Annotated in this window: 8 protein-coding genes and 1 pseudogene; 2 read left to right on the forward strand and 7 right to left on the reverse strand. The window is 64.3% G+C overall.

Going from position 1 to position 12,095, the window contains the following annotated elements; translation table 11 throughout:
- Positions 1-476 precede the first annotated feature (476 nt).
- Positions 477-1,334: a serine protease gene (locus HUA74_RS44700; protein ID WP_141643391.1), complete on the forward strand. Its 858-nt coding sequence runs from the start codon at positions 477-479 to the stop codon at positions 1,332-1,334.
- A gap of 257 nt (positions 1,335-1,591) precedes the next feature.
- Here HUA74_RS44700 and HUA74_RS46290 read toward each other — a convergent pair.
- From HUA74_RS46290 to HUA74_RS44735, 7 genes and pseudogenes are all read right to left on the reverse strand, one after another.
- A pseudogene (locus tag HUA74_RS46290) lies at positions 1,592-1,801 on the reverse strand (transposase); the annotation flags it as partial.
- A 1,057-nt stretch (positions 1,802-2,858) separates the two neighbouring features.
- Positions 2,859-3,197, reverse strand: a complete 339-nt coding sequence (locus tag HUA74_RS44710; RefSeq protein WP_254625562.1) for a hypothetical protein — start codon at positions 3,195-3,197, stop codon at positions 2,859-2,861.
- 267 nt (positions 3,198-3,464) lie between these two features.
- A complete protein-coding gene (locus HUA74_RS44715) occupies positions 3,465-5,129 on the reverse strand; it encodes a TIGR02996 domain-containing protein (RefSeq protein WP_174459478.1) in 1,665 nt (554 codons plus the stop codon).
- A 90-nt stretch (positions 5,130-5,219) separates the two neighbouring features.
- Positions 5,220-6,404 (reverse strand): hypothetical protein, encoded by a 1,185-nt coding sequence (locus HUA74_RS44720; protein ID WP_371817410.1) that lies wholly within the window; start codon positions 6,402-6,404, stop codon positions 5,220-5,222.
- A 121-nt stretch (positions 6,405-6,525) separates the two neighbouring features.
- Positions 6,526-7,371, reverse strand: a complete 846-nt coding sequence (locus HUA74_RS44725; protein WP_174459480.1) for a helix-turn-helix transcriptional regulator — start codon at positions 7,369-7,371, stop codon at positions 6,526-6,528.
- Between the two features lie 171 nt (positions 7,372-7,542).
- Positions 7,543-7,980 carry a DUF1801 domain-containing protein gene (locus tag HUA74_RS44730; protein WP_141643396.1) on the reverse strand — a complete coding sequence of 146 codons (438 nt, stop codon included), beginning with the start codon at positions 7,978-7,980 and terminating at the stop codon, positions 7,543-7,545.
- 325 nt (positions 7,981-8,305) lie between these two features.
- Positions 8,306-8,854 carry a hypothetical protein gene (locus tag HUA74_RS44735; RefSeq protein WP_174459481.1) on the reverse strand — a complete coding sequence of 183 codons (549 nt, stop codon included), beginning with the start codon at positions 8,852-8,854 and terminating at the stop codon, positions 8,306-8,308.
- Positions 8,855-9,287: 433 nt separating this feature from the next.
- Here HUA74_RS44735 and HUA74_RS44740 point away from each other — a divergent pair, with 433 nt between their 5' ends.
- Complete coding sequence (locus tag HUA74_RS44740) at positions 9,288-10,148, forward strand: GIY-YIG nuclease family protein (RefSeq protein ID WP_174459482.1); 861 nt, start codon at positions 9,288-9,290, stop codon at positions 10,146-10,148.
- Positions 10,149-12,095 lie beyond the last annotated feature (1,947 nt).

The raw sequence follows: 12,095 nt of genomic DNA on the forward strand, positions 1-12,095 counted from the left end.
TGACCGCCGCTACCTCGACATGGCCCTGCTGACTTCAAACCCAGACACCGCTGAATGAATCCGCCAAGGAGCCTTCCTCCCCCGTTCCCCCTCCGAACCAACTACACACGATTCGGGACTTGACCCGTCACGGCCTTGTCGAACCGTGCGTCACTGCGAGTGAGCGAGGCGCGCACGGCAGAGGCGACAAACTCCCTGACACAGGGGGCGGCTGTCACGCCCTGCTCCGCCGACGTCCGGGCCCAAGAAGTAGCGCGGCCTCCCCGATCTATTTCCTCTCATTACGAGGTTCCGCGTATTGAGTCGTTCCCCTGCCAACCATGACAATGGCGGTCCTCACCCGCAGTCGTCATTGGAAAGGCTGGCCGATGCCATTCGTGTCGCGGAGTCGAGTCGCTCTTGCCGTCGCGGTGTTTGGATTCCTGGGCGCGGTCCCCTCCACGCGAGCCGCGCCCACCGCCGACCCGGCGGACAACATGAGTTCCTCCACGCTCGCGTCAGCGCTGGATGAGGCTCGCATCCTCGCCTACTGGACTCCGGAACGGATGGCCTCGGCAATTCCCGCGGTGCCCCCCACGACGTCCGGCAAGGCGCCCATCAGCCTCAAGCCCGTCGCGCCGGAGAACGTGAGCCGCACCGTGGACGGCGCCGAGCCGCGAGGCGGCCTCGCGCCGCTGGCCGACATTCATACGATGAGCGGGAAGGTCTTCTATACGGACGGCGGGCAGAACTACGTGTGTTCGGGCAGCACGGTGTACAGCAATGGCAGACGGGTCGTCTTCACCGCGGGACACTGTGTGCATGGTGGCGGCTCCGGTCGCAACTGGTTCAGCAACTGGGCCTTCGTCCCCAACTACCACTCGGGTTCCCCCCACGGCACCTGGACGTCCACCAGCCTTTGGTCGAAGAACGGGTGGACCAACAACGGGGACCGGGCCTACGACGTGGGGGCCGCGGTGATGAACGACCGTAATGGCACGCGCATCGTCGATGCCGTGGGGGGACAAGGCATCAAGTGGGGAGCTCCCTACGGTGCGTACATCTACCAGTTCGGCTACCCCGCGGCCCCGCCCTTCAACGGCTCCCAACTGCTCTTCTGCCAGGGCGGCACGTGGAACGAGGGCGGCTTTCCCTCCATCTCCTGCAACATGACCGGCGGCGCCAGCGGCGGGCCCTGGTTGGAAAGCTATGGTCAGAACTACTGGGCCTATCTGTACTCGGTGAACAGCTGGATGTTCTGGGACTCGGACCCCACCATGGTCAACAAGTGGCAGGGCCCCTACTTCAGCTACGACACGGCGGGCAGCCTGTATGACGCCGTGAAGGACCTGTAACGCGCCCCTGTGCGTACCCAAAGTTTGATCGCTGCGTCAGGCATACGTCAAAGGTAGGTAAGCGCAGCGCCTACGGGGTCACCGAGTTCCTGGAGCGGAAGAGAGGGGCGGTGGAGCATTGGGGATAGGGCCTTGGGGCAAAGCAACCTGCCGCTGCACGCGGCCGACTCGACACCGCCTGCGGAGGACTGCCCTCGCAGGCGGTGGACGCCAGCCGGGCGGGCCGCGATTGGCCACAGGCGCCCCAGGACAGGGCCTCGCTCAGCCAGCAGCTTCTTCAACCGGGCATTCTCCGCCTCCAACTGTCTCTTCGTGTCGTTGGCGTCCATGCCCCCGAAGCGCTTGCGCCACGCGTAGACCGTGGGCTCGCTCACCCCATGCTTCTTCGCGGTCTCCGGCACGGACGACCGCTCCGCCTCTCGCAGAATGGCGACCATCTTCTCTTCGCTGAACCGACTCTTCTTCACTGCCTGCCTCCGTGATGTCCGGAGACGGCATCCTCTCAAGCTTCAGGTGGTCCGAAAACCGCAGGGCATGTCACTCCCTATCCGCCTGCTGCAGTTCGAACCGTTGCATGTCAGCACTCCTACCTTGGCCAACACGCCACTCCGGCAGACTTCATTCGGGCGGAGGACTGGCGTCTGTGTCGCACGAAGGCCGCCCCGGGGTGGCCTGCTTCTGAATTTGCTCATCGCGGCGGGCCATTTGCCGCACAGACATGCCCCGTGCTAAATTTTGGAGCGCAGGGGACCCCGTCAGAAGGAGTTCGAGCATGAACAGTCGATTGAGGAAGATCGCTACGACCTGCGGGTTGGTGGGCGGACTGGTGCTGGCTCAGGCAGCAGAGGCGTCGTGCCAAAACATCTGCGTTCGGGCTTACAAAGACTGTTTGGCACACACGTCAGACCCCGCCGTATGCGTAGCAGAGCACGCCCTCTGCTTGGATGACTGCAGTAGCGGTGGTGATTCCATCACCGGCCAGCAACAGCTTCTGAAGGAGCAACCTGAACCCCAGCAGTGCGAGCGCTCCCCAGTGCAGCAGCGCGAGCTGAGCGCGCAGGCGAATCCAGCGTAACCGGGCAATGTTCGCGCAGGAGGCGCCTCGGAAGGCGCCGCCTTTGCGCTGTCTTTGGGAGGCATCCGCTTCCGGTTTAGCCGCCGCTCCCGAGGGAAGCGGTGAGCGTCAAGGTAGTTGTCGCGTGAGAGGGTTCAGCCGATGCGCTTCAGCTCCTGCACCACATACGGCGAACCCTGACAGTCTGCGCTGGCCCCCGGTGAGGCGCAGCGCTCCCTCCTACCGCCGTGGTAGCGGTGACGGAGCGCCTCGACCCTCATCACCTCCAACCGGCCGGTGGAGCCGCTGGGGATGGGGCCGCCCCAGGCGGAACGTGAGCATGCGTCCCGTGGCGGGGCAATCCACCACGGGACGCAGCTTGCGCGAGGTGGCCCGGGTTCTACATGTGCCCAGGCTGACACCTGGGCACTGAGTTGGAAGGACTCCGCAACGCAGAGTCCGACCTTCTCCTATTGAGCAAACTCCTCTGGAAGCTCCCAAGCAAAAACAACAACACACCCAGCTTCGCGACTCACCACCACGCGAAAGCTGTCGGCAGGAAACTCTGCGACATCCCCAGCGGCGAGCTGAGCGACCTGCGTGCCGAATTCAATCTGGCAGTGCCCAGCCAACACGTAGCACGTACCGGCCCGCATTTCGCCACCGACATCCGCCCCCGGCGAATACCGTTTAACGCTCACCCGATATTTCCTCGCGGGCAAGTGCAGGGCACGCACACTCTCTTCCGAGAGTGGTTTGCTGGAGAGTTCGGACCAGCGTCGCACCCTGAGCTGTTTGGGTTCCATCATGCACCTCATTGCGGGAAGGTGATGCCAATCTTGGCGAACGCAGCCCGAGCAAACGCCACGCCATCCTCATCTCAATTCCAGACATACAATGACACGTTCACTGACGCACGCGGGCACTGGACCCGAGATTCCGGGAGCCGCAGCCGGTGAGCGACACGCCCGCCATGCGGCCAACAGTCCGGCGAGCGTCTGCTCTTCGTCGTGCCGGGCAGAGGCCTCCGCGGCGCGCTCCAGGTGAGCGTACACGTTGTCATCCACGTCGCCATTCTACCGCAAGGCAGACACGCTCACCCATTCGACGTGGGAGAAGCCAGACGTGGCCCACCGCAGGGCGTTGACGCTCGCGGCGTCGACCTGGCGATGACAGCGCACCCGCAGGCCCCTCTTCCCGAAACCCTCCGCCGCGGAAAGGAGCCTCCAGAACGACTCGCCAGCCCGGGCGCTCACCAGCGTCACCTCGATGGGCACCTTGTCGCCCGGGCGCACCGTGAGCGTCCAGGCTCCCGGAATGGTGGCATCGAAGCGCTCCAGCTTCGTCGCCAGCGTGGAGGTCGCGCACAGGCGCACGTCCTCCTCGTGCCCGGCGTGCAACTCCAGCCACGACAGGTTCGGCCACAGGGCCAGCCTGTCGAATACATCCCCCAGCGCGGGCGTGCGGTACACTTGGTCCGCGACAGACCCCCACAGCTCCAGCCGACTGACGGAGGGCGGCGGCCCCATCAAACGGGCCCAGTACGGCTCCACCCGTCGCATCCGCGTCACGCCCCGAAGATGCGGATGCGCGAGCCACTGCGCGTGGACCACCGACCAGGCCACCGTCGCCCAGTCGATCTCCCGCACCGTGCTCCAGGCCGGTCCCGGCTCGGGGAGAATCAGAGAGGCCGCCTCCTTCGCCATCCGCACCGCCACGGGAAAGCCCCGCTCGAAGCGGGTCGCCCCACTATCGATGTGGCCCCCCAGCGGCATCTCCCAGCTCCGGAGGTGCGTCGCGAGCAACTCGTCGATGCGCTCCTCGTCAGGAGTGGGAGAGCACTGGAGCACGATGAACTCGCCCAGGGGGTCGCCCGTCTCCATCAACTGGTCCGCCATCACCAGCCGCACGTCGTCGTCCTCGGGGTTGGCATAGACACGGGGCAACCACGTCTCCCGGATGCTGGCGTTTCGCGACTCCTTCTCCGCGCGAACACGCAGGGCCTCCCACAGCGCCGCGAGCAGCTCCCCCGCCTTCGCGTCGAGTTCCCGCGGCACCCAGTCACGCCCCAGGCTGATGACGAAAGACAGCCGCGCGGCCGAGGCCCAAGCCTCCGGCATCATCCGCTCATACAGGGCCTCGAGGGGCTCGACGTCGAAGGGCGGCCCCACGTGCCGGAGCGCCGCGCACAGCCTCAACACCCGCTGAGGCTCCTCCGCCGAGGGGAGTCGCGCGATGGCGAGCAACCCGGGGATGAACCGGGGGTCGGGCAGGCAGTCGAGCAGGGCATCGAGCCGCGCATCCACCTCGCGCGGCTGCCCCTGCGCCCCCAGCCCGCGAGCCAGGTCCCGCGCCGCGCGACGAGCCTCCGCGGACTCCCCCTCCCGCCCCGCATGCGTCGAGTCGAGACGCGCCTCGAACTCCTGGGCGAACAGGACCAGCTCGCTCGCGCGACACTCGCGCCACGCATCCATCACGGCGCCGAAGGCCTCTTCCTCCTCCTGCCGCGCGAAGCACTCCGCCGCGCGCTCCAGGTAGCTGTGCAGGGCCTCGGTCACGTCGCCAGCGTATACCGCCTGAAGATTTCCAGCCTCCGCACAGGCGGCGACATGCCCGCCAACGCGAGCGGGCCCATCCACCTCCACGCCGAGCCTCCGCGTCACGCCGCCCAGATGCGGAGGGGCGAGCCACTCGAGGAACCCCGCGTCGCCCTTCCGCTGATGCCAGTCCAACCCCCGCACCGTCCGCGGGCATCTCCACCTTCGAGGCACGGGCCGCACGGAAGGCTTCTCCCGACACGCCGATGCCCGGGGCCGCGCGCGCCTGAGGGCCTATTCTTTCAATGCCTTCACGGGATAGTTGCCGGTGTAGGAACGAAATCGCTGCTCCAGCTTCCCGGGCACGAGCACGCCCGTGTCGAACAGCTTCAGCAGGAAGCCCTCGTACGTCGTCCACTGGGAGAAGTCCGCGCGCCGGAGCTCCTCATAGAGCACATAGGCCAATACGTGCATTCCATCGTCGTGGTCGCGGAAGAAGGCCGCGCCCGTGAGCGGCTTGCCGTCCCTCGCGCGGAGCAAGCCCTGGCGCTCGCTGACGAAGACGTCGATGGCCTCGGCGCAGTCCTCCTCCGTCAGCCCCTGGGCGGTGGTGTAGCCGAACGCCGGGTCGTGCTCACGCACCAGTCGCTGGAAGTACGGGTCCGCCTCCAGGGCTGTCAACCGCGCGTCAATGGCACCCTCGCGCTTGAACGGCGGGTGGAGCATCTCATGCACGGCGGTCTTCACCGTGACGCTCAGCGGATAGGTGAGGTCGGTGAGGAAGTTCCAGCCCGTCACCCGGATGCCGTGGGGTTTGACGAACTTCAGCACGTGGGCGTTGAGCGCCTCCACGTGGAGCACCCGGCCGAGGACGTCCTCGTCCCAGCCCACCACGTCATGGGGCGCCAGTTGGACGCCGAATCGCGCGATGGCCTGTTCCACCTGGGGCAGGTACTCCGCGCGCCAGATGCGCGAGAAGCCGATGCGCTGGAGGAAGGCGAACAGCACCCCCAGGTCCTGGCGCACGTCCTCCATCTCGGTGAAGTCGGAGTCCTCGCTGTAACTCGTCGCCTCGAAGTCCCGGCGCATCGCCTTCCAGGCGGCATCGTCCGACACCGTCCTGGCCAGGTCTTCCACGGTGGTGGCACCCGTGACGGAGAAGACGAGCGTCAGGTGGGGACCCACCATCTTCCCGGCCTGCTTTCCCATCCGCTCGGTGAGGTGCGCGAGAGCGGCCTTCTCCCTGGGCTCGAGGAGAACGGAGAAGCGCTGAAACTCCACGGGATAGTACTTCGTGTAGAACGCGTCGCCACGGAGCAGGTTCAGCAGACAGAGGGCGTCGTAGGCCTCGGAGGGACGCAGCACCCAGTGCGTGCGCCCGGCCTCCACGCGGGTGATGGCCGGCGCGGGAGCTGTGGGGACCTCCTGCCGTGAGACGCAGCTGGCGGATGCCAGCCACAGCGTGGCGACGAGGGCCACTGTGGGTACTCCCCAGCGGGCGTCGGAGGTCGGGGAGGAAACGGGGACGGTGGAGGCGAGCGGGTCCGGAGTCATGGCGCTGAAGCTGACCCCGTCCGCGCGAGGATGTCTTGGACGGAACTCATCCCGTTGGACGAAACGAGCGGCCCGCGAGCAGGCGCCGGTACTCGGCCGGTGCCAGGTGGAGTCGGCGGCTGAATTCGCGCGTCATGTGACTCTGGTCGCAGTAGCCCGCCTCCAGCGCGATGTCGCTGATGGGGTGTGCCGTCTCTCGCAGTGCCCGGCTGGCGCGCTCCAGTCGGGAGCGGCGCAGGTAGTCAACGGGAGTGCACTGGAAGAACTGGCGGAAGCTGCGGCCCAGTTGCGTGGGGCTCACCCCTGCCTCGCGAGCCAGTTGCGCGAGTGTGGGAGGCGGCCCCCGGACCGCATCAAGCAACTCCCGCACCCGTGCGAGCCACGCGGGAGGGGCCGACGCCTTCGGGGGCGTCGTGGCGCGCACGGCCTCAGCCAGCAACTCCAACGCCAGCCCTTCGATGGCCAGCGCCGTCATGTCATCCCCGTGGCGGAACTCCTGATAGAGGCGCGCGGTCAGCGTGGACAGTCGCGCCGACGCAAGCTCCATCCGGCTGTCGAGCCGGGAGACGAGGGGGTAGCGCGACCGCCAGACCGCCTCGGAGAAGTCGACGTTGAAGGTGCGGGTGAGCCGACCGGCGATGCGCTGCTCGTGGGCGACCTCGGGTGCCTGGAAGGCCACCGACCTGGGAGGACATTGCCGGGCGCGTCCTTCCAACACGTCGGTGAAACCGCCTTCCAGCGTGAGCCGGAAGCCCGCGTGCCGGTGCCGGTGAAGAGGGAGGACGACGTCGGGAGGATAGGTGCTCTCCGTCAAGACGAGCCCCGCCACCTCCAGGCGCTGGAGCGGTGTGCCGAGATAGCGACCAAATCCAAGGACGGGTGTGGAGGACACGAAGCCCCTATGTACGGCCCGTGAATCGATTGCAATCTCCAGGCTCCATCCAGGAGGCCAGGTCAAGCGCGCCGCACCCATGGCGAAGGGAAGCCCACTCCGGCCGTGCAGGAACTGAAGCGCATCGGCTGCCCCCTCTCACGCGACAGAGTGTGCCGGGCTCCCCTTTTCCTACCCGTACTTCTCGCTCATGTGCGCCCACGAACGCGTGGCCAGTTCGCGAAGCACCTGCTGATCCACGTCGGCGAGTTTGTTGATGTAGAGGCAGCTCTTTCCGTTCTTGTACTTCCCCAGCTTTTTCATCAGCGGTTCGGACGCGAGGAAGCCTGGCACGATGTAGAGCACGGTCGCGCCCTTGCGTGGGCTGAAGCCGATCTTCGGCCAATCCGCCTCGCCCATCGTGTTCGTGTATTTGTATGAGCCATAGCCGATGATCGACGGCCCCCACATGGCGGGCTTTTCGCCGGTGACCGCGCGCAGCATCTTGTCAATCGCCTTGGCGTCCGCGCGCCGGGCGTCGTCATCGACCGCGGCGATGAATTCGGCGACGGAGGCCTTGTTCTTCTGCGTTTTGACTGGCGCCTTCTTGGCTGCGACTTTCTTGGCCATGAGCGTTCCTCGCGACTCGGGGACCTCACGCTACGCAATCACGCGCGGCAGCGGAAGCGTCAGGCGCGCGGTGCACCGGTCCTGTGCCTCCCCAAATCCGGTCGCCCAATGCCCGCGCCGAGCCGACCTTAGGCGCACCGCCTGAGGCCATGCGGGAATCATGGTCGTTGGCTCAGGGTGCTCGGCGCCCGGCGGCACTGGACTTCGTCAAGCACCTCTCCGTGGCCCAGCCTGCTGCGGTAGTGCCGAGCGCCGCGGTTCCGGACGCTCGTGGCCATTCAACGCCCCGACATCCCCCGCCCAGCGCGAGAGGTCATCAGGTACGTTATTGAAGATTGAACCAGCCGCCCTTGCTGTCGTACCCAACGCCGTTGTGCTCGCTGAACTCGATGATGATCGTCCAGTCACCGTGGCCCCAGTTGTAGAAATAAATCTTGAGCATGGCCTCCTGGCCCGTCGGGCCCCACGGGCCCGTGAGCGTGCCAGCCAACACCGACACCTGCACATCGCCGTTTGGTAGCTCGTAGGTTGGCAGTTCGCTGACGATGACGTCGGAGAGCGAACTCGTCACGAGCACCAACGCCTCGACCGCGAGCGCGCCTTCCTCGTCACTCACGACGTGGGGGGCGAGATTCGGCGCTCGCCCCTCGGCCAGCGCCTGGCGGACTTCCGACGCGCTGGCACTGCCCACTGTGTCGAGCAGCACCTCGCCACCCGCCACCGGAATCGACCACACGCAACTCGGGAAGCCGGACGGCGGCAAGCCCTGCCCCCCACACACATCCCCCGCGGCAGAGGTGGCGGCGACGCTCGTGCCCGTAGACATCGCCAGAACAACCAGTGTGACAACCAGCGGGTTTACTCTCGTATTCATGAGTCCTCGTGTATCGGGCGCCGAACCAGCGACGCCCGTGATGGGTCCCTGCAATCGGGGCAGGCCGTCGACTGACCGCGTGTCCTGTTACGTCAGAGGGATGCGCAAGCAGTCTCGAGCCGACCTCAGGGAACAACATAGTCCAGGAGGCCTACTTGATGTAACTTAATTTCATCAGTATCCCCGACACTACGAGACAGACGCTTGTGCCTCCCCGAGATCCGTTCGCTGCAACATGGGAGCGTCAAGGCCACATTCGGCAGGACGTCAAGGCGAGTGAGCAAGGCGCGAACGGCAGAGGCGACAGCTTCCGTGATCCAGGGGGGCATCGCCTCGCGCGGAGTAACCCTTGGCACAGGATTCACATTGGGAGACCGCCGCAGCGCAGCCTGCGGAACACTGGTACACTGTCCCTAATGCCGAGGAAGACGCGATGAAATTATTCGCTACGCGCGTTTGGGGGTTCGACCCCTGGAACTGGCCCGTCGTGGTCTTTGGACGAAAGGGTGACCTCAATAGCCTCCTAAAAAGGTCCTTGCCCGGGGACCGAATCATCTTCGCGGCCACACTCGACCAGGAGCGAGTCGAAGCTCAAAATAGGGGGCGGCTTTTGGGCATGGCCGAGTTCGGCCGACAGATCGCACGTACCGAGAAGCTTGTTCGGCGCGACCACATGTCTCTCAATGACCTTGATGAAACTGGCCAAGTGAGGTGGCCGTTCGCCCTCCCCATGACAAACGCGTGGCGATTCCCGGACCTTCCAAATACGGTTGAAGCCCTGGGCCATCAGCTTCCCTATAACGCAACCTCGCAGGCAGTTCTGCTGGATGACCGCGCGTCGAGGGCCGTCGGCCAACTGCGAACCGAGCCGGTGGACCTTCCTCAGGTGGTAGAGCCGTATCGCGCCCTCGTCAATGCACTACCCCGCAGAAAGCCCACTACGGGTCCCACGCCTACGTCGGCGACATTTTTCGTTGAGCGTATCGCGGAGCAGCGTGCATTCACTTATTGCTTCCAGTTCGGCAAGCGGGACCTCTGGAAGATTGGCCACACAGGCGATGTGAAGACGCGCCTGCAGGACGTGAACACCCACGTGCCGAGCGAAGCTCTCGGGGAGAACTGGCATGTGTTCCTTACTCATCGCTGGGAATCAAGCATTGACGCCCACGCCATGGAACAGCGTGTCCTGAAAGCCCTTGACCGATTCCGAACCGAGGGAGAGCGCGTCAGATGCTCCCAGAAGGAACTCAAGCACGGCTGGCAGGCCGGGGCACTCTCGCCAAGTTCGCCTTGACACAATACCCTCATCCTCACTAGCGCATCAATTCATCATGCTCTAGCGGAAGCAACCTGTCCCGCGAACTAGTGAACGGACACGACCTAAACAGGCTCTTCATCGCAGCGCCCGCTGGCCGACAACCTGCGAGTCAGCGGACGCCACTGAAGACACTGCGTCTATCGTATAACTCCCATCAAACTACAGGACGCCGGTTGCATATGCGATCAAGCAGCCGCCAGCAGTAGGACCGCAAATAGCGGTGCCTATGGGCCAGAAACCTGCGCAGAAACTAGCAGCATAGCAAACAGTATTCAAGAATCGACGTCCCCTCTCACTCAACTTCGCCTGCACCTTTGCGACATTCACACTACAGGCCGGCACAGTGAGAATACCCTGGACATCAGCAAAGTAGTCATTGGCCGTCACCAACACTGTCCGTGCCTGCGGACTCAGTCCCTCTAACGTCACCGTCGCCCCGTTCTCTCGCAACACACATGCACCACTCGACATCAGACACGAGAACCGCACGCTGACCCCACCCTGCGAGGCAATCAACTCAACTTGGTCTACTCCTGGTCCCCCAGACCACTGCAGGTTGAGCAACTGACCGCCATCGCTACCATAGCCCTGGATTTTGATTACGGAACTCCCCTCCTCCAGGTAGTAGGATGCCACTCCATGCCTCCCTAATCCCCAGGAGGAGGCCGACACCGTCTCGTTAGGAGAACTCCCAGTCCCCAAACACTCAAACTCGTCCCCCCCGTCGTAGTGATCGACAACCGGGTGACACCCTGCGTTCGTCCAGACACCGCTGACCGGTTTCGGTGTCACAGACACCTGCCGAACGGCTGTAGAGTTCGGCCAAAACTTCTTACAATAAGCCAAACCACCAATATCGCAACCAGACGTGCAGTCAGAATCCGTCGTCCAACCGCCCCCTGCCGACTGGTGGGTATTCACTTTACCACACCAGCGAGAGAATCGCCCCAGCACATCGGCCGAAGAATTCCCACAGTCGACTGGACAGCTTGAGTTCGTCTCGCCTCCATTGCAGATGCCATCACCACACCAGACAGATGGACCACAATCGGCGGAACAACTAGTGCTGGTCTCATTGCCATTACAAGCATTGTCACCACAGAAAGCACCACAATCATCGTCACAAGAGACCGTGGTCTCGCCTGCGTTCGGGTTACAGAAGCCATCCCCACAGTACCCTTCGCCGCCGCCACCTCCGCAATCAGCCGGACAGTTCCAGGAGTCCTCGCCTACCCCACACAGGCCATCACCACAGCGATGGAACGGCTCAGAACTACACGCAGACGCACCACAATCCTGGCTCCTGGAGTCCCTTGCCCTGGACGCAACAGATTCATGACCATCTCCTAGCTCTCCTCCAGAGCAGGCTCCAACCACACTCACCAGCAATAAGCACGCAAGAATACGCCCAAGCCGCGCACACTCAAAAGCGCTCGCAAAGCAGCTCTTCACTTGCCACCCCCAATTCCAATTACAGCAGCACCCTCGACTGCCGAGGGCTCACCAATCAAAGTCGGAGCAAACCCCGATTGTCCACTCCCAACGTTCCGCCCCATCCCAGATTCGCTCCAGAGAAAATCCTTCCAGCGGAGCAAAAGACTGCCATCGATCACGCACCGAACCAAGCAGCCGGGGTAGCTTTTTACGACAAGACTAAACACCACACGCCAGAACACCACATCGCATCACGGTACGCACCAGGCCATGCCTGATGGAAGGAACTGCGCTGGTTGTTGTCCTCCGTAGGGAGGCAAGCCAGCATGATGCGCTACGACTTGAACGAGCAGCAGTGGAGGGGTCGTGTCCCTATAAGTGTGTAGTCGGCGAGCAGGGATGAGCGTGAAAGAGGGAAGCTCCTCGGTGAAACCAACCGAGACGGTCTCCCCCTGGCAGGGGAGCCGAGGAGTTCCCGCCGTGGACGAT

Source organism: Myxococcus sp. CA051A (genome assembly GCF_013336705.1).
In the GTDB taxonomy this organism is placed as follows: Bacteria; Myxococcota; Myxococcia; order Myxococcales; family Myxococcaceae; genus Myxococcus; species Myxococcus llanfairpwllgwyngyllgogerychwyrndrobwllllantysiliogogogochensis.

Excerpts from the sequence above, each read along its gene's own strand:
- HUA74_RS44730 (WP_141643396.1), bottom strand. The coding sequence starts at position 7,980 with ATGGCCAAGAAAGTCGCAGCCAAGAAGGCGCCAGTCAAAACGCAGAAG.
- HUA74_RS44735 (WP_174459481.1), bottom strand. The coding sequence starts at position 8,854 with ATGAATACGAGAGTAAACCCGCTGGTTGTCACACTGGTTGTTCTGGCG.
- HUA74_RS44700 (WP_141643391.1), top strand. The coding sequence starts at position 477 with ATGAGTTCCTCCACGCTCGCGTCAGCGCTGGATGAGGCTCGCATCCTC.
- HUA74_RS44740 (WP_174459482.1), top strand. The coding sequence starts at position 9,288 with ATGAAATTATTCGCTACGCGCGTTTGGGGGTTCGACCCCTGGAACTGG.
- HUA74_RS44710 (WP_254625562.1), bottom strand. The coding sequence starts at position 3,197 with ATGATGGAACCCAAACAGCTCAGGGTGCGACGCTGGTCCGAACTCTCC.